This is a genomic window from Micromonospora sp. USAFONa4 (assembly GCF_057197825.1).
On record NZ_CM170072.1, the window covers coordinates 2,910,319 to 2,927,065 of the forward strand.

The 16,747-nt window shown below is 75.5% G+C and carries 17 protein-coding genes; 6 read left to right on the plus strand and 11 right to left on the minus strand.

The features are described from left to right. The first annotated feature begins 9 nt into the window (after positions 1-9). On the plus strand, positions 10-1,815 hold the full coding sequence (locus tag AC0OO9_RS12645) for a thiopeptide-type bacteriocin biosynthesis protein (RefSeq protein WP_484517381.1): 1,806 nt from the start codon (positions 10-12) through the stop codon (positions 1,813-1,815). 120 nt (positions 1,816-1,935) lie between these two features. Here AC0OO9_RS12645 and AC0OO9_RS12650 read toward each other — a convergent pair whose 3' ends face one another. The 4 genes from AC0OO9_RS12650 to AC0OO9_RS12665 are packed head-to-tail and all read right to left on the minus strand — an operon-like array spanning position 1,936 to position 4,708. Continuing rightward, complete coding sequence (locus AC0OO9_RS12650; protein ID WP_132239895.1) at positions 1,936-2,961, minus strand: tetratricopeptide repeat protein; 1,026 nt, start codon at positions 2,959-2,961, stop codon at positions 1,936-1,938. A 10-nt stretch (positions 2,962-2,971) separates the two neighbouring features. Next, a complete protein-coding gene (ispF, locus tag AC0OO9_RS12655; RefSeq protein WP_089003124.1) occupies positions 2,972-3,454 on the minus strand; it encodes a 2-C-methyl-D-erythritol 2,4-cyclodiphosphate synthase in 483 nt (160 codons plus the stop codon). A 16-nt stretch (positions 3,455-3,470) separates the two neighbouring features. Then, complete coding sequence (gene ispD / locus AC0OO9_RS12660; RefSeq protein ID WP_484517382.1) at positions 3,471-4,166, minus strand: 2-C-methyl-D-erythritol 4-phosphate cytidylyltransferase; 696 nt, start codon at positions 4,164-4,166, stop codon at positions 3,471-3,473. Between the two features lie 56 nt (positions 4,167-4,222). Beyond that, positions 4,223-4,708 carry a CarD family transcriptional regulator gene (locus tag AC0OO9_RS12665; protein WP_007073334.1) on the minus strand — a complete coding sequence of 162 codons (486 nt, stop codon included), beginning with the start codon at positions 4,706-4,708 and terminating at the stop codon, positions 4,223-4,225. A 327-nt stretch (positions 4,709-5,035) separates the two neighbouring features. Here AC0OO9_RS12665 and AC0OO9_RS12670 point away from each other — a divergent pair, with 327 nt between their 5' ends. After that, positions 5,036-5,731: a hypothetical protein gene (locus tag AC0OO9_RS12670; protein ID WP_484517383.1), complete on the plus strand. Its 696-nt coding sequence runs from the start codon at positions 5,036-5,038 to the stop codon at positions 5,729-5,731. Between the two features lie 62 nt (positions 5,732-5,793). Here AC0OO9_RS12670 and AC0OO9_RS12675 read toward each other — a convergent pair whose 3' ends face one another. The 4 genes from AC0OO9_RS12675 to AC0OO9_RS12690 form a co-directional block, all read right to left on the minus strand. Continuing rightward, positions 5,794-6,552 carry a hypothetical protein gene (locus tag AC0OO9_RS12675; protein WP_484517384.1) on the minus strand — a complete coding sequence of 253 codons (759 nt, stop codon included), beginning with the start codon at positions 6,550-6,552 and terminating at the stop codon, positions 5,794-5,796. Positions 6,553-6,554: 2 nt separating this feature from the next. Next, on the minus strand, positions 6,555-7,643 hold the full coding sequence (locus tag AC0OO9_RS12680; RefSeq protein WP_484517385.1) for a type III polyketide synthase: 1,089 nt from the start codon (positions 7,641-7,643) through the stop codon (positions 6,555-6,557). Between the two features lie 91 nt (positions 7,644-7,734). Continuing rightward, entirely contained in the window at positions 7,735-8,901 is a 1,167-nt protein-coding gene (locus AC0OO9_RS12685; protein WP_484517386.1) for an acyl-CoA dehydrogenase family protein, read from the minus strand. Positions 8,902-8,945: 44 nt separating this feature from the next. Beyond that, the gene (locus tag AC0OO9_RS12690; protein ID WP_484517387.1) at positions 8,946-9,719 is read right to left on the minus strand and encodes a methyltransferase domain-containing protein; all 774 of its coding nucleotides are present in this window, start codon (positions 9,717-9,719) and stop codon (positions 8,946-8,948) included. Positions 9,720-9,764: 45 nt separating this feature from the next. Here AC0OO9_RS12690 and AC0OO9_RS12695 point away from each other — a divergent pair, with 45 nt between their 5' ends. The 4 genes from AC0OO9_RS12695 to disA all read left to right on the plus strand — a co-directional run bounded on the left by AC0OO9_RS12695 (position 9,765) and on the right by disA (position 14,402). Continuing rightward, positions 9,765-10,604: a UbiA family prenyltransferase gene (locus AC0OO9_RS12695; protein WP_484517388.1), complete on the plus strand. Its 840-nt coding sequence runs from the start codon at positions 9,765-9,767 to the stop codon at positions 10,602-10,604. A 139-nt stretch (positions 10,605-10,743) separates the two neighbouring features. Next, positions 10,744-11,532 (plus strand): hypothetical protein, encoded by a 789-nt coding sequence (locus tag AC0OO9_RS12700; RefSeq protein ID WP_484517389.1) that lies wholly within the window; start codon positions 10,744-10,746, stop codon positions 11,530-11,532. 91 nt (positions 11,533-11,623) lie between these two features. Then, complete coding sequence (gene radA, locus AC0OO9_RS12705; protein ID WP_484517390.1) at positions 11,624-13,078, plus strand: DNA repair protein RadA; 1,455 nt, start codon at positions 11,624-11,626, stop codon at positions 13,076-13,078. Between the two features lie 142 nt (positions 13,079-13,220). Further along, positions 13,221-14,402 (plus strand): DNA integrity scanning diadenylate cyclase DisA, encoded by a 1,182-nt coding sequence (gene disA / locus AC0OO9_RS12710; protein WP_151454105.1) that lies wholly within the window; start codon positions 13,221-13,223, stop codon positions 14,400-14,402. Positions 14,403-14,667: 265 nt separating this feature from the next. On the opposite strand, the gene AC0OO9_RS12715 is transcribed toward disA, so the two are convergent. The 3 genes from AC0OO9_RS12715 to AC0OO9_RS12725 form a co-directional block, all read right to left on the minus strand. Beyond that, the gene (locus AC0OO9_RS12715; protein WP_484517391.1) at positions 14,668-15,390 is read right to left on the minus strand and encodes a hypothetical protein; all 723 of its coding nucleotides are present in this window, start codon (positions 15,388-15,390) and stop codon (positions 14,668-14,670) included. 148 nt (positions 15,391-15,538) lie between these two features. Beyond that, entirely contained in the window at positions 15,539-16,096 is a 558-nt protein-coding gene (locus tag AC0OO9_RS12720) for a peptide deformylase (RefSeq protein ID WP_396888740.1), read from the minus strand. A 23-nt stretch (positions 16,097-16,119) separates the two neighbouring features. Then, positions 16,120-16,632, minus strand: a complete 513-nt coding sequence (locus AC0OO9_RS12725; RefSeq protein WP_357578645.1) for a glycine cleavage system transcriptional repressor — start codon at positions 16,630-16,632, stop codon at positions 16,120-16,122. Between the last annotated feature and the right edge of the window lie 115 nt (positions 16,633-16,747).

Sequence of the window (16,747 nt, forward strand, 5' to 3'; positions counted from 1 at the left end):
GAGCCGAGCATGGCTCGCTGGTCCGCCCTGCACGTCCACCTGCACGCCGGCCCCGAGTGCACCGAGACGGTGCTGCGGGAGCACATCGTGCCGACCACGACGGACCTGCTCGCCCGGGGCGAGATCTCCTCCTGGTTCTTCGTCCGGTACTGGGAGGGCGGTCCGCACCTGCGCTGGCGGGTCGCCGACGCGACGCCGGAGACGGTACGGCGGATGCGCGCCGGGCTGGTCGAAGCGGTGGCCGCGCTGCCGCCACCGGCCCGGGAACTGCGTCCGGCGGACTGGTACGCCCAGTTCGGAGTGCACACCTCCGAGGGCACCGACCAGCCCGGCGAGACCGACCGGCCCGACCGGTCCGGCGCGGGCCAGGAGACCGGCGTGGGGCAGGAGACCGGCGTGGGGCACGGGGCCGGCGATGGGCCGGAGCTGGGCTGGCACCCGCACGGCACCGTGGTCGAACAGCCGTACCGGCCGGAGGTCGACCGGTACGGCGGCCCGGACGCGATCGGCGCGGCCGAGGAACTCTTCGCCGCGTCCAGCCGGGTCGCGGCGGCCCTGCTCGGCGCGCCACCCGCCCGCCGCCGGTCGACGGCCGTGGACCTGCTGTTCGGGTTCCTCGCCGCCAGCGGCCTCACCGGGCACGAGGCGGTCCGGTTCCTGCGCGGCTACGCCAACGGGTGGACGCTGGTGCCCGAGGTGAACGGTCGGGACCTCGGCCTGGCCCTGATCGCGGCGGAACGCGACTTCCACGCCGACGCGTCCGTCTACCCGGCCCGGCAGCGGCTCATCGCCGACATCGTCAAGCGCGGCAGGGGTGCCGCCACCTCCGTGAACTACTGGGCGGACGAGGTCGCCGCCTACGTCGAGCGGCTGCGGGCGCTCGACGGGCAGGGCCGACTGCACGGCACGGTGCCCGGCATCCTCGCGTCGCAGCTGCACATGCTGCACAACCGCCTCGGGCTGAGCATCCCGGCCGAGTGCCACCTCGCCTGGCTGGCGTCGCTGGCGTACGGCGCACCGGCCGCAGCGCCGGACTTCCACGCCGACGGGATCGACGCCCCGGACCGCGCGTACCACGAGGCGTCGAAGTTCGTCCGTACGCGGTGGCCGAGCCAGCGTCCCCGTACCGTCGAGCCCGCAGCGGTCCGCCCCCTCCCGTCCGACGCCGTGACCCTGGCGCTGCCCGAGCCGACGCCGGGCGCGCTCGCCGACACCACGCTCGCCACCGTGTTGCTCGACCGCCGCACCCGGTACGACTTCGGCCGAGGGGAGACCGGCGTGGCGGACCTGGGCCGGCTGCTGCGCTACGCGGCTGGTGACACCGCGCCGGCGGTCGACGGCCAGCGACGACTGGCGTACCCGACGCCGGGCGCCCTGGCGACCACCCGGCTGCTGGTGCTGCCCCGCCGGATCGCCTCGGTGCGGCCCGCACTCTACGAGTACCTGCCGGAGCGGCACGCCCTCCGGCAGGTGGCACCCGATCCGGGCACCGACCGGCTGTCCCGGGTCGCCCCGCAGTTCGCGCCCACCGGTCCCGGCGTCGTCCCCGGCGCCGACGGGCTCGACGTCGAGACGGTGCCGCTCTGGCTGTTCGTGGTAGCGGACCTGCGCCGGGCCCGGGCCCGGTACGGGCTGCGCGGCTACCGGTTCTCTGCCATGGAGACCGGCCACCTCGCCCAGAACCTGCTGCTCGCCGCGACGGCCCTCGGGCTCTCCGCCGCCCCGCTCGGCGGGTTCTTCGACGACGAGCTCAACCACCTGCTGCTGCTCGACGGGCTCGACGCCAGCGCCTTCTACGCCCTCGCCCTCGGCTGAGGTCGGTCGCCAGGGCCAGCCCGACGGACCGGGCGGCCCCGTCGGACCACCAGCCGAAGAATCAGGTGGCCCCGCCGGACCAGCCGACGGACCGGGTGGTGCCGACCGGCCGGTGCCGGCTCACGCCGTGGTGCGGGACAGCACGGCGAGTTCGGCGGCGACCGCGGCGAGGATGGCGAGCACCAGCGGCCACGGGGTGCCGACCAGGGCGTAGAGCAGGATCAGGGCCGGGGCGGCGGCCGCCGCATAGACGGCCAGGGCCAGCGTGCGGTCGGAGCGGAGCAGGCTCGGCAGGATTGTCCGGGACAGGCCGGGCAGCCGGGCGGCGAAGCGCCAGACCACCAGCGCCCCGCCGAGCGCCGCGAACGCCGCCGCGACGCGGGACAGCCCGGGGCTGCCCGGCGCCATGCAGGCGATCAGCACGGCGGTGATCATCGTCCAGCCCGCGCCGTAGACCACGAGCTGGCGCAGGCCGAGCGAGATGGTCCGGCCGGAGTCGACCCGCCCGGGGCTCATCGACGCGGCCTCGGCGAGGTGTTCCAGCGCCTCGCTCCAGCGCCGCTGCTCCAGCCGGAGCACGCCGATGTCGTGCCGGGCCTCGGCGAGCTGCGGGTCCAGCCGCAACGCCTCCCGGTAGGCGCGCTCGGCCAGGTCGAACATCTGCATGTTCGCCGCCACCAGCCCGAGCACCAGGTGCGCCTGGGGGTTCTCCGGTGCCAGCTCGACCCCGCGCCAGGCCGCGTTCAGCGCCGGCTGACCGTTGCGCGAGCCGGCCAGGATCGCCGCGGCGCTGCTCTGCGCGTACGCGTCGTCGGGCCCCAACGCCAGGATCCGGTCGGCGGTGCGGGCCGCCTCGGCGTACTCCTCCAGATCGCCGAGGGCGAGGGCGCGGGCGACCAGCGCCGGAACGCTGTCGGGGGCGGCGGCGACTGCGGCGTCGGCGGCGGTGCGCGCCTCCGTCGGCCGGCCGGCCGCGAGGTGGACCCGGGACAGCATGGTCAGCGCCCCGGCGTCGGCCGGGTCCAGGGCGACGGCGTAGGAGACCTCGGCCGCGGCCTCGTCGTAGCGGCCCAGCTCGGCGAGGAGCTGGGCGCGTTGGAGGTAGCCGTCGGCGGCGGACCGGTCTGAGGTGGCGTCGCTGGACATCGCGGCGAGCCTAGGCGGCCGGAGCCTCGTACACCAGGGCCACCGCGATGCCGGTGAGCCCCTCGCCGCGCCCGGGGAAGCCGAGGCCGTCGGTGGTGGCCGCGGAGACGGTCACCGGCGCGCCGACCGCCTCGGAGAGCACCCGCTGGGCCTCCTCGCGGCGCGGGCCGATCTTGGGCCGGTTGCCGACCACCTGCACGGACACGTTGCCGATCGCGAAACCGGCGGCCCGCACCCGGCGGGCGCTCTCGGTGAGCAGGGCGACGCCCGACGCGCCGGCCCACTCGGGCTGGCCCACGCCGAAGTTGGCGCCCAGGTCCCCGAGGCCGGCCGCCGAGAGCAGCGCGTTGCAGGCGGCGTGCGCGGCTACGTCCGCGTCCGAATGCCCGGCCAGGCCGTCCTGGTCGGGCCAGTGCAGGCCGGCCACCCAGCACGGCCGGCCCGCCTCGAAGGCGTGCACGTCGGTGCCGATGGCCACCCGGGGAACGATCATGAGAAGAGGGTACGCGTCAGGCGCCCATGGCGAGCAGGTGCTCGGCCAGCGCCAGGTCGAACGGGCGGGTGACCTTCAGCGCGTACTCGGAGCCGGGGACGCAGGACACCGGGACGCCCTGCTTCTCGACCAGGCCGGCGTCGTCGGTGAGCGGGTCACCGGCGGCGGCGTGCGCGGCCGTCAGCACCGCCCGGCGGAAGCCCTGCGGAGTCTGCACCGCGCGCAGGGCGGAGCGGTCGACGGTGCCGAGGACGACCTCGTCGGCGCCGACCTCCTTGATCGTGTCGACGACGGGCAGCACCGGGATCACCGCGTCGTGCCCGGCGCGGACGGCCGCCGCGACGGACTCCACCAGGTCGGGTGGGGTCAGCGCCCGGGCGGCGTCGTGCACGAGGACGATCTCCGGGCCGGCGGGCACCGCCGCGAGGGCGGCGGCCACCGACGCCTGCCGCTCTGCGCCGCCGGGCACCACGGTCACCGGGGCGACCGGGGCGAGCAGCTCGCGTACCGCCGCCACCTCGGCGGCCGGGGCGGCCACGACGATGGTGTGCACCGACGGCGCGGCGGCGAGCCGGCGGACCGCGTGCACCAGCAGGGGTTCCCCGCCGAGCAGGCGCAACGCCTTGGGGCGGCCGGGGCCGAGCCGTACGCCGGCACCGGCCGCAGGCACGAGGACCGCGACGTCACCGCACGGATTGAGCTGCGCGGTCACGTCGCGGTCCTCGGTGGTTTGTTCGCTACGAATCGGGTACGACGATGCTGCGGGGACTAGGCCTCGGTCAGGACCTTGTCGAGCAGCGTCTCCGCCTCGTCCTTGGTGCTCTTCTCGGCCAGCGCGACCTCGCCGACGAGAATGTCGCGGGCCTTCGCGAGCATGCGCTTCTCACCCGCGGAGAGACCGCGCTCCCGCTCCCGACGCCACAGGTCGCGCACGACCTCGGCGACCTTCAGCGGGTTACCGGAGGCCAGCTTCTCCAGATTCGCCTTGTAACGCCGCGACCAGTTGGTCGGCTCCTCGGTGTGCGGTGCACGGAGCACGTCGAAGACCTTGCCGAGGCCCTCTTCGCCGACCACCTCGCGCACACCCACGATCTCGGCGTTCTCGGCGGGCACCCGGACCGTCAGGTCACCCTGTGCGACCCTTAGGACGAGGTATTGCTTAGGCTCGCCCTTGATCACCCGAGTCTCGATTGCCTCGATGAGTGCGGCCCCGTGGTGGGGGTAAACAACGGTCTCGCCGACACTGAAAACCATAGGTTCGAAACCCCTTTCGCTGTGTCTAGGGTAACACGCTCAGGCACCGATGTCTCACCGCTGTCCTGACCGTTGGCGCAGCTCAGGGGCCCTGTGAGAGGTCTTTCTTCAGCTTGACAGACCGCCAAACCAGTGGTTTGACCACGCTCCGTAACGCTCAGATGACGTCCCGGTACGAGTGACGCGAACGTCGAGATCAAGGGCTATGCGCTCCTCCCATGGTAGCCCGCCGGCCGGGTACGCGCCCAGGTGTAGCGGCAGCCCGCCCCGTGCGGGACGCTGGAGACCGAGCCGCTGTCCGCTCGCCGAGACGTCCTTGGGGGTCCGATGGGCAAGCCCGACGCAGACGGCCCCGGACTGCCCGACCTGCCACCGGAGTGGGGCCGGGTGGTCGTGCCGGACGACGCCTCCGCGCTGGCCGCCGAGGCCGAACAGCTCCGCCGCGAGCTGGGTGGCACGCTCCGGCGCGCCGTCCCGCCTCCGCCGGCCCGGTCCCCGTACGCCCTCGCCCTGCTGGTGCTGCTGGTGGCGGTGCTGACCACCCTCGCCGGCCTCGCGGCGGTCACCTGGCCCCGACCCGGCCGGTCCACCCCGGAGCCCGCCCCCACCCCGTACGCGCCGTCGGCCGGGGCGGCCGGTCGACCGCTGCCCGCGCTGGACCTGGTCGACGCCGGCCAGTCACCGGTGCCCCTGCGCGGACTGGTGCCAGCGATGATCATCCTCGTGGACGGTTGTCCCTGCCCGGCCGACGTGGCCACCGCCGCCGCCCTGGCACCGGCCGGCGTCACGGTCGTCACCGTCGCCGGCACCCGGCCCGTACGCGCCACGCCGCCGCCCGGCGGGGCCACCGTGCGACCGCTCGCCGACCCGGCCGGCGGGCTGCGCGCGTTCCTGCACCTGCCGGTCCGCACCGGCACCACCAGCGCGCTGCTGGTGGACCGGTCCGGCGTACTCGTCAAGGTGGTGCCCGAGATCCGCTCCGCCGAGGACTACCGCGCCGACCTGACCCGCCTCGCCGCCTGAGCAGCGCGGCCAATCTCGAGCGCCGGTTCGGCGCCCACCGCCGCACCGCCGGGAAGGAGGGGTCAGGGCAGGGCGACCAGTTGCGCCTCGACCCGCAGTGGCTCCGCGTTGGCGCTCGACAGCGAGACCTGGAACGGCCCGCCCCTGCCGGTGACCTCCGTCGACGTGACCGAGCCGTCGCAGGCGCTGGTGATCGGGTCGGCCGCCCAGGCCCCCTCGACCACGATCAGCAGCTCTCCCGGGCCGACGCAGCGGTACTGGAGCAGGTGACGCGCCCCGCCCTCGGCGGAGGCCTGCTTGACGAGACCCTCCGCCGGACTGAGCACGGCCCGGGCGGTCCAGACCGTGTCGGGGAAGCTGGCCAGCCTGCCCCGACGCCCGTCGCCCGCCTGGAGCCGGTCGTCCCCGGCGCGGCGCTGCTCCGGGTCCTCGACGTCCACTCGCACCGTCGCGCCCGCACGCGGATCCGTCCGCACCGTCGCGCCGCCACGCGGATCCGTCCGGACCGCCGCGCCACTGCGCGGGTCGACGAGCCAGAAGCTGGTGGGCCGTCCGGATCCCTCAGCAGGCACGACGAACCGGGCGTGGGCGTCCGGCGGGGCGGCGAGCCGGGCGCGGTCCGCCGGTGCGACGTTCGACAGGTCCGGCACGGGTCCGGTGCGGGGCGCCTCGGCCTGCCACCAGAAGCCGCCGCCGACCAGCGCGGCCAGCCCCGCCACGGCCAGTACGGCACCACGCAGCCGATCGTCGGCCCCGACGTCAGTCGTGTGCCCACCCGCGTCCGGCCCGGTCTCCGGCCGGTCTGCCGCATCGGCGTCCATCATCAGAGGGTAACCGCGCCGGGCGAACCGCCCACTCCTGTCCGTTCGAGCAACGCGGCGAAGAGGGTCAGGCCGGGGCCGAACGCCAGCATCACCACCCGCCGCGGCGGCGACGCGACCCGGCGCAGCCGGTCCAGGATCAGCAGCACCGTCGGCGACGAGCAGTTGCCGTGCTCGTCCAGCGTCGCGCGGGAAGCCGCCAGGCCCTCCGGCGGCAGGGCCAGCTCCCGCTCGACCACGTTCAGGATGCGCGGACCACCCGGGTGCACCGCCCAGCCGTCCACCTCGGACAGCGTCGTGCCGTGCCGGGCCAGCAGCCCCTCGACCAGGCCCCGGACGTGTGTGGAGAGCACCTGCGGCACCTTCGGCGACAGCCCCATCCGGAAACCCGTGTCGGTGACGTCCCAGGTCATGTGGTCGGCCGTCGAGGTGTCCGTGACGGAGGTGACCTCGCGCAGCGCGTACCCCCGGCCGCCGGGAACGACCACGGCGGCGACCGCGGCGTCCGAGAAGAGCGCGTGGGAGACGATCTGCTGGGTGTCCACCCGGGCGCTGGAGGGCTGGATGTGCAGGCTGGTCAGCTCCGCGCAGAGCAGCAGCGCGGGCCGGCCCCGGGCGGTGACGAAGTCGCTCGCCGCGCCCAGGCCCGGCAGCGCGGCGTAGCAGCCCATGTGTCCGACGAACAGGCGCTGCGTGTCCGGGGCCATGCCCAGGTCCCGGGCGAGCAGGATGTCCAGCCCGGGGGTGGCGTACCCGGTGCACGAACAGACGACGAAGAGCCCGACGTCGCCGGCGGAGAGACCGGCGGCCGTCAACGCCCGGCCCACCGCCTCCTTGCCCAGCGGCAGCGCCTCGACCAGGTAGCGGCGCATCCGCCGCTCCGTGGGCCAGTCGGAGACGTCCTCCAGCAGCGGGTTCACGGCAGCCTGCCGGCGGGTGACCCCCGAGTGCGCGAAGATCCGCTGCGCCAGCGCCCGCGTGCTGCCGGAGAAGTGCTTCGAGAAGAAGCCCTCCCACAGGTCGTCCTGCGCGGCCGACGGCGGGTGCGCCGTCCCCAGCCCCGCGATCACCGGTACGGACACCATGCCCACCTCTCGTCCGGCCTTGCGCACCGGGCGGTCGAACCCGCCCCTGGACGGGCCGTGCGCCCGCGCGTCCGCCGACCCGGCGGACCCCCCACGCTCACCAACGAGGCACCGATCCGTCGCGGTCCGGGTCACCGCCCAGCGCGGCGACGCCCAGCCAGTCCGCGCAGACGTCCGACGTCGCCGGGTGCAGCGAGCCGCACCGGGCGTCCCGGTAGAGCCGCTCCAGCGGATGTCCCCGCCGGGTCGCGGACGTGCCGGCCGCCTCCAGCACGGACGCGGCCACGTCGGCGGCGGTGGTGCCGGCGAGCAGCTTCGCCCGCCAGACCCAGCGGTTGGTCTCCGCGTCGCCAGGCGCCTCGTCCACCCGGCGGGCCGCCTCCGCGACCACCAGCTGGGCCGCCGCCACCGCCGCGTCGGCCCGGCCCAGGCGGGACCGGACCGCCGGCAGGCCGGCGAGGTTGCGGGCGTTCAGGTGCTCGGCCGCCGCGTCGACGGCCGCCCGGGCCACCCCGACGTAGACGGCGGCGTAGCTGGCCACCAGCCAGTGCGGCATGAGCTGGGCGACCACCAGGGCCAGCCCCTCCACGCCGCCGAGCAGCCGGTCGGCCGGCACGGTCACGTCCAGGTGCAGGTCGTGCGAGGAGGTCGCGCGCATGCCGAGCGAGTCCCACGTGGGCTCGACGGTCAGCCCGTCGCCGGCCGGCACCAGGAACTGGGAGACCACCGACTGGTCGGCGGCGCTGCGGGCGGCCACCAGGTAGCCGTCCGCGTGCCCGGCCCCGGAACAGAACGTCTTGCTGCCCTTGAGGTGCCAACCGCCGTCGGCCGGCTCGTAGACGGTGCTGAGCTGGGAGAGTCGGGCGCCGGCGCCGCGCTCACTCATCGCCACGGCGTACCAGGAGCCCTGGGCGGCGGCGGTGAGCAGCCGGTCCCGGGCGGCCAGCGCCTCGTCCGGGACGCCGAGCGCCTCGGCCAGTTCCTCGGTCACCGCGCCGAGCGCACCGGTGACCGAGGCGTGCATGTTGAAGACCAGGGCCGTCGCGCCGTTGCCCCGGGCCAGCTCGGTGGCGACCGCGGCGTACTCGGCGAAGGTGGCGCCCATCCCGCCGAGGGCGGTGGGCACCATCAGGCCGAAGAGCCCGGCCTCGCGCAGGTCACGGAAGTCCTCGACCGGGAACGAACCGTCCCGGTCGTGCTCGGCCGCCCGGGCGGCCAGCCTCGGTGCCAGGCGGCGAGCCGCCTCCAACGCGTGCTGCGTCATACAGCCCCCTTCTCGGCCCTCTCCCTACCCAGGAACGGGCACCGCTATCCGCTCCGCGTGCCACGCCCCTGGTAGAGCACGGCCGTCGACCAGGTCGGCACGATCCGCGGCGGCGGGCCGGCGACCGTCGCCTGCGGACGGTCGGCCGGGACCGCGTCCGGGCGGCCGGCGGCGCGCATCCTGCGGACCAGCCAGCCGAGCAGGCCCGGCATCCCCGGCCGGATGCCCCGCAGGCGCAGGACGACCCCGTGCCGGGCGCACTCCGCCACCAGCGCCCGGGCGTCCACGAACAACCGTGGATCGTGGATGCCCTTCGGCACCGTGGGTAGCCGCTCGGCGATCCGCACGGCCAGCAGGCGGCTCAGCGCCGTGTCGTTAAGCGTGTCCAGGACGAGCAGGCCACCGGGCCGCAGCAGCCGGCACGCCTCGGCGACCGCGCGCCGCCAGTCCGGCACGTGCTCCAGCAACTCGCCCGCAGCGACCACGTCGGCGCAGCCGTCGACCAGCGGTACGGCGGTCACGTCGCCGTTGACGACGGTCACCCCGTGCGCGGCGGCCTGCGCCAGGGCCGACCGGGTGAGGTCGACGCCTACGTGCCGGTAGCCCTTGCCGGCCAGGTGCGGGGCGAGCAGCCCGGCGCCGCAGCCGAGGTCGACGAGGAGGGCGCCGGGGCGGGACGCCGGCGGCACGAGCGCCGCGCGGGCCTCGGCCAGCCAGTGCAGCATCGCGAACGCGCCGTCCGGCCGCCACCACTCGCCGGCCAGGTCGTCGTACTGGCGCGGATCGTTGCGTGGCAGGGTGCGGCCCGCGTCTGGCATGGACCGAGCGTGGCACGACTGCCCGGTAACGACCAGACTTTCCCTATGTCGCCAACGGTGCTAGGGCTGGTCAGGGCGAGTCACCCGGAGCCGGCCGCCGCGGTCACCACGGTGGCCGGGCTGCTCGCGTGGGGCGTCGGGCACCGGCCGGGCGGGATCCTCGCCGTGGTGCTCACCGTGGCGGCCAGCCAGCTCGCCGTCGGCTGGGCCAACGACGCGCTCGACGCCGACCGGGACGCCACGGTGGGGCGTACCGACAAGCCGGTCGCCGCCGGCGCGGTCGGCCGGCGCGCGACGGCCGTGGCCGCGGCGGTGGCCGCGCTCGCCACCCCGGCGCTGGCGCTGGCCACCGGCCCGGCCGCCGCGCTCTGCGCCACCCTCGGGCTGGTCTCCGCGCTGCTCTACGACTGGCCGCTGAAGTCGACAGCGGTCTCGGTGCTGCCCTACGCGGTCTCCTTCGGTTCGCTGCCCGCCTTCGTCGTGCTGGCGCTGCCCGGGGCGGTGGTGCCGCCGGTCTGGCTGGTCGCCGCCGCCGCCTGCCTGGGCGCCGGGGCGCACTTCGCCAACGTCCTGCCCGACCTGGCCGACGACGCCCTGACGGGGGTGCGTGGGCTGCCGCACCGGCTCGGTCCGGCCGGCAGCCGGGCCGCCGCCGCGCTGCTGCTGCTCGCGGCGACCGCCACGCTGGTCCTCGGGCCGCCCGGGCCGCCGTCGGGGGTCGGCCTCGCCGCGGTCGCGGCCGCCGTCGTGGTGCCGCCGCTGAGCTGGTACGCGGGACGCGCCGCCGCCCGGGCCGGCGGCCGGCAGGTGGCCGCCTTCCGGGCCGTGATGCTGGTCGCCCTCATCGACGTCGTCCTGCTGGTCACGAGCGGCCGACTGGTGTGACGCGCGTCCCCCCGGGTGCCATCTCCGGGTCGGCGTGCGGGGGCGGATCAGGCCCAACTACCCTGGAGCGCGGTCTGCGCGGGCATGGCCACCACGCCCGGCGTGAGCACCGGGTGGGATCGTGACGAGGAGGACCGACGTGACGCGCTCGATCAGGGGTTCCCGGCGGGCGGCCCTGCTGCTGTCCGGGATGGCCGCGGCGACCGGGCTGCTGCTGTCCGGCTGCGGCGCCGGCCAGGTCTCCGAGACCGCCAACAAGGAGCCGTCGGTCCAGGGCGTCAACCTGTCGGCCGGCAACGGCGCCTACGCGGTCCGCGGCCTGCTGGTCGAGTTCCCCGGCACCGAGGGCTACAAGGCGGGTGCCAACGCCGTCCTGAGCGCCGTGATCTACAACGACTCGCCGAACCCGGTGACCGTGACCGTGACCACCGACAGCGCGCGCGAGGTGGTGATCACCGGCACCGGCGCCTCGGCCAGCCCGTCGGCGTCCCCGAGCGGGTCGGAGTCGCCCGCCCCGTCCGGGTCGCCCTCGCCGGCGGAGTCGGTCAGCCCCGGCGCCTCCGAGAGCCCGTCGGGATCGGCCAGCCCCGGCGCCTCCCAGAGCCCGTCGGAGTCGGTCAGCCCCGGTGCCCCGGAGAGCCCCGCCCCCGAGAGCCCGGCCGCGCCGGCCGGCGAGCCGGCCCGGATCGAGATCGCGCCGCTGAGCTACGTGCAGCTCAACACCCAGTCCAACCGGGTCTTCCAGCTCATCGGCCTGAACGAGGCGCTGCGCTCCGGCCAGAACGTCACCCTGACCTTCGATTTCGGCAACGGTGCCACGGTCACCGGCCCGGCCCCGGTCGCCGTGCCGCTCACCCCGGCCGCGCCCCCGTCGAAGATCGTCGAGCGCCTGGGCGGCTACGAGGAGAACGAGGGCGGCGGTCACTGACCCTCCGCCCCGCTGTTTCCGACGACACCGTCGGCGTGGTGACCGCCACGCCGACGGTGTCTTCGTCGTACCGGAGGACTAACGTCCCGGTGTGACCACCTCCCGATCGACCTCCTCCCGCGCCGGCGGGGCCGGCGGGCGCGGCCGCGCCGCCGCCCGCGAGCCCCGGCCGGCCTACGAGTGCGACGCCTGCGGGCACCAGCCGCCGAAGTGGGTCGGGCGCTGCCCGGAGTGCGGCGAGTGGGGCTCGGTGGTCGAGTGCACGGTGACCGGCCCGACGGTCTCCGGCAAGGTGGTCAGCTCCCGGATGCCGGCCGAGCCGGCCCGGCCGATCGCCACCATCAGCGCCGCACCGGCCCGGGCCCGTCCCACCGGGGTCAGCGAGCTCGACCGGGTCCTCGGCGGCGGCCTGGTCCCCGGCGCGGTGGTGCTGCTCGCCGGCGAGCCGGGGGTCGGCAAGTCCACCCTGCTGCTCGACGTGGCCCAGCAGTGGGCCGCCGGCGCCGGCAGCCCCTCCCTGGTGGTCAGCGGCGAGGAGTCGGTCAGCCAGGTCCGGCTGCGCGCGGAGCGGATGGGCGCCCTGCACGACCAGCTCTACCTCGCGGCCGAGAGCGACCTCGCCGCGGTGCTCGGTCACCTCGACGCGGTCAAGCCGGGGCTGCTGGTGCTCGACTCGGTGCAGACCATCTCCACCAACAACGCCGAGGGCGTGTCGGGCGGGGTGACCCAGGTGCGGGCGGTCACCGCCGCCCTGGTCTCGGTGGCCAAGGAGCGGGGCATCGCCACCGTGCTGGTCGGCCACGTCACCAAGGACGGCCAGGTCGCCGGGCCCCGGGTGCTGGAGCACCTGGTCGACGTGGTGCTGCACTTCGAGGGCGACAAGCACTCCTCGTTGCGCATGGTGCGCGGCGTCAAGAACCGCTTCGGCGCCGCCGACGAGGTGGGTTGCTTCGAGATGCACGAGGGCGGCATCAGCAGCCTGGCCGACCCGTCCGGGCTCTTCCTGACCCGCTATTCGGAGCCGGTCCCCGGCACCTGCGTCACGGTGGCGATGGAGGGGCGCCGGGCACTCGTCACCGAGGTGCAGGCGCTGATCGGCGCGACCGTGGCCGGTTCGCCCCGGCGGACGGTCTCGGGGCTCGACTCGGCCCGGCTCGCGATGGTGCTGGCCGTGCTCCAGCGGCGCACCGAACGCCTGACCCTGCACGACCGGGAGGTCTTCGCGGCCACCGTCGGCGGCATCCGGGTGGTGGAGCCGGCGGCCGACCTCGCCGTGGCCCTCGCCGTCGCCTCGGGCGGGCTCAACCTGGCCATCGCACCCCACCTGGTGGCGATCGGCGAGGTCGGCCTGACGGGCGAGGTGCGCCGTGTCGGCGCGGTGCCGCGCCGGCTGGCCGAGGCGGCCCGGCTCGGCTTCCGGCTCGCGCTGGTGCCGACCGGCTGCGGCCCCGAGAGCACCGGCGTCACGCCGGAGCACATGCGGGTGATCGAGGTGACCGACGTACGCTCGGCGCTCCAGGCCGTCGCCCGGGCTTCCGCCGAGTGACCGCCGGGGGTGGCCGGCGGAGCGCCCGGTCCGATACCGGACAGCCCGGACGCAGGGCCACGGTCCGGGCGAGCTGGGGCATCGTGACACATCACAGTAACCACGACAGCACCCACCGCAGGGCAGTCCGTAGACTGTGCCCGTGCCGATCGACCGCGACACCGCCAAGCCTGCTGGCGCGACACCCCACGCCCGCACCGGCGCCGTGGGCTCCCCCGCCCGCGCGATCAGCGTGACCGTGACCGGCGGCGCCGGGGGCGCCGGCGACCCGTTGCGGGCGAACCTCGCCCTGATGGCCCCGGGCACCGCGCTGCGCGACGGCCTCGAGCGCATCCTGCGCGGCCGGACGGGCGCGTTGATCGTCCTCGGCTACGACAAGGTCGTCGAGGGTCTCTGCACGGGTGGGTTCCCGCTCGACGTCGAGTTCTCCGCCACCCGGGTGCGGGAGCTGTGCAAGATGGACGGCGCGGTCGTGCTCTCCAGCGACGGCACCCGGATCGTGCGGGCCGCCGTGCACCTGATGCCCGACCCCACCATCCCGACCGAGGAGTCCGGCACCCGGCACCGCACGGCGGAGCGGGTCGCCCGGCAGACGGGCTACCCGGTCATCTCGGTCAGCCAGTCGATGCGGATCATCAGCCTCTACGTCAACGGCCAGCGGCACGTGCTGGACGACTCGGCGGCGATCCTGTCCCGCGCCAACCAGGCCCTGGCCACGCTGGAGCGCTACAAGCTCCGGCTCGACGAGGTCTCCGGCACCCTCTCCGCCCTGGAGATCGAGGACCTGGTCACCGTACGGGACGCGGTCGCGGTGGTGCAGCGGCTGGAGATGGTCCGCCGTATCGCCGACGAGATCGCCGGCTACGTGGTGGAGTTGGGCACCGACGGTCGCCTGCTCGCCCTCCAGCTCGACGAGCTGATGGCCGGCGTCGATGCCGACCGCACCCTGGTGATCCGGGACTACCTGCCGGCCGGCCGGAAGTCCCGCACCCTCGACGAGGCCCTGGTGGAGCTGGATCTGCTCGGCGCGACCGAGTTGATCGACCTGGTCGCGGTCGCCAAGGCCATCGGCTACCCGGCCGCGTCCGACGCCCTCGACGCGGCGGTCAGCCCGCGCGGGTTCCGGCTGCTGGCGAAGGTGCCCCGGCTGCCGGTCGCCGTGGTCGACCGCCTCGTCGTGCACTTCGGCAGTCTCCAGCGGCTGCTGGGTGCCACGGTCGAGGATCTCCAGGCCGTCGAGGGGGTCGGCGACGCACGCGCCCGGGGCGTCCGTGAGGGGCTGTCCCGGCTCGCCGAGGCGTCGATCCTCGAACGCTACGTCTGACCCGGCCCCGTACGCCGGCGCCGGCCCGGTCCCCCGCGGGCACAGCTCCGCGCTGCGCCCGGCACCGCCATCCGGGCTGCGCCCGGCACCGCCATCCGGGCTGCGCCCGGCACCGCCATCCGGGCCGCGCCCGGCACCGCCATCCGACGGGCGGGCCCGGCCGACCGCGGCGGCCCGTCTGTCCGGCGGCCCGGTCGCGGCTCGGTCGCCGTTCCGTCACGCGGCAGTGTCCGGCGCCCAGGCTGGCCGCCCGGCCCACGGGTGGTCAGTCGGTGACGGTGAGCTTGACCGGCTCGCTGAGCTTGGTGCCGACCCGGGCATAGACCTGGTAGGTGCCGGCCGGCGGGTTGGGGCCCGCCGCCACCCCGTTGGCGCACTTGGTGGTGTCGCGGCCGTTCCAGCCCACCTGGTAGGCGCGCTCGAAGCCCGGGGTGAAGGACTGCACGTCGGAACCCTGGGCGGTGCCGCATGTGTCGGACGACCAGATCTTCTCGGCCCCCGACTTGATGAACAGCTCCTGCACGGAGGCGCCGACATCGCGGCTGCACGTCCGCTCGGACCGATTCTTGATCTTGAGCTGGAGGTCCACCACGGCCCCCCGGACCACCGAGGCGGGCTGGGCCACCGGAGTCACCGTGATCTCGGCGTCCGTGCAGGCGCCGTCGCCGGCGGCCGGCACGACGGGTGCCACCGGCGGCGAGTCGGTGGTGACCGGCTCGCCCGACGGGTCGTCGGCGTCAGGGCCGTCCGCCGCACCCGGCGAGGGCCCCCCGGTCTGCGGGGCGAGCACCGAACCGGTGGGTTCCGGCGAGGCACCGGAGGACGTCGCGCCCGGAGTGGGCTGCGCGTCACCGCCCTTCTTCGCGTTCCGGTCCGATCCGGTGCACGAATAGAGCAGGACAATCAGGAAGAGAAGCCCCGCTCCGAATACGACGGCGCGACGCCGCCAGTACACGGCGGGGGGCAGGGGGCCGACCGTCAGACGCATGATGCCCCCACCGTAGCGGCGCGGGGCACGCCAGCCCCGCACGACGCGCCGAGTCGCCCTCCGCTCACCGCACCGACCCTCCACACGCGACGGCTCCGACTGCCGACCGTGTCCCGCCGGCGACGCCGGGTCGCCGCGCCGCCGGCACTCAGAGGTACACCTTGCGCTGGTAGATGGCATGCGCACCCGCGACCCGGTCCAGGAAGAGCAGGCCGGCGCAGTGGTCGATCTCGTGCTGGAGGGCCCGCGCCTCGAACCCGTCCGTCACCAGCCGTACGGGCCGGCCGGTGCCGGGCAGGACGCCCTCCACCACCAGCCGGCTCGCCCGCTTGACGTCCCCGGTCAGGTCGGGCACCGACATGCACCCCTCGCGCGCCACCTTCCACCGGCTCGCCTCGACGACCCGGGCGTTGCACAGCACGAAGGTGCCGTGCACGGTCAGCGCCTTCGGGTGGCCCGTCACGTCCACCGCGAAGACCTGCGCACCCACGCCGACCTGCGGGGCGGCCAGCCCCACGCAGCCCGGGGACACCCGCATGGTGGCGATCAGGTCGGCGGCCAGCCGTACCGTCTCCGCCGCCGTCGGATCCACCTCGCCGCCGGAGCGGCTGAGCACCTGCTCCGGCGCGGACACCACCGGCCGCACCTCCCCCGGCACGGCCAGGGACTCCGGGGTCCAGTCGCCGAGGCCGACGTACGCCTCGATCTCCGGTCCGCGCCCGGCGCCGGTCACAGCAGGTCCGGATCGGCCGGCCGGAGAGTCACCCCGACGCCCAACTCCTCGGCCGTCGCCGCCAGCCGCCCGGCCAGCCCGTCGGCCGTGCCGGGCGGCAACTCCACCTCGGCGACCACCACGTAGAGCGAGCCGGTGAGGCGGGTGCTCAGGTCGGTGACGTTGCCGCCGGCGTCGGCGAGCACCCGGGTCATGGCCGCCACGATGCCCATCCGGTCCGCGCCGTGCACCGCCATCACGTACGGCTCGCCGGCGGGAGCCGTCTCGCCGTCGGGGGTGACCGCGCGTACGGTGGCCAGCAGTTGGCCGTCGGCGGAGAGCGGCGCCAGCGCGGCCTCGACGTCTGCGGCGGCCGGGCCCACGCAGATCAGGGTCATCGCGAAGTGCCCCCGCAGCCGGGTCATGGTGCTGTCGGTGAGGTTCGCGCCGAGCCGGGCGAGCAGCTCGGCGACGTCGGCCACGATGCCTGGCCGGTCCCGGCCGATGACGGTGATCGCGAGCTCGTTCATCCGGGCATTCTGCCCGATCCGTCCGCCGGCGCAGCAGCGCCCCGCCCGGACCGCCCAGCCAGCGGGACGGTAGTGGCGCCCGTCCTGGCACCGTCGCCCGCGCCGCCCCGGCCAT